The sequence below is a fragment of the Ochrobactrum sp. SFR4 genome (assembly GCF_019730395.1).
GTDB lineage: Bacteria > Pseudomonadota > Alphaproteobacteria > Rhizobiales > Rhizobiaceae > Pseudochrobactrum.
Map to the genome: position 1 here is coordinate 1 of NZ_JAAPBB010000468.1, position 332 is coordinate 332.

Below are 332 nucleotides of genomic sequence, written 5' to 3' on the forward strand. Positions count from 1 at the left end.
TGTAATCGTCTGCATTTGGTGCCGCCGGTCCTTGCCAGAGTGCCCATGTAATTTTTTCACGATGTGCGAGAAATGCGTTATAGCCACCTTTGAACGGAAGCCTGCCTTCGCCGATTTCTTCATCAAGCCAGTTTTCATAAATCATTTGCAGAAACGGGCCTGCAATACGCTCTCGCCTGCGCATAACAACCGGCCAGATTGAGGCCATTTCCATGCGTACAGAAGAATAGGTCGCGGCTGAGTAATCCATTGAATAACTGCCATATGTAATACCTATGGCACGCGCAACCTCACGCATCAAACTAGCCGAGAATGGCAGATAGTTATTGCCG

The 332-nt window shown here is 48.8% G+C and carries 1 protein-coding gene; it reads right to left on the reverse strand.

Going from position 1 to position 332, the window contains the following annotated elements; translation table 11 throughout:
- Nucleotides 1-298: phage portal protein (locus HBA93_RS19840; protein ID WP_353619417.1), on the reverse strand; the 298-nt coding region annotated here is incomplete at its 3' end.
- Between the last annotated feature and the right edge of the window lie 34 nt (nucleotides 299-332).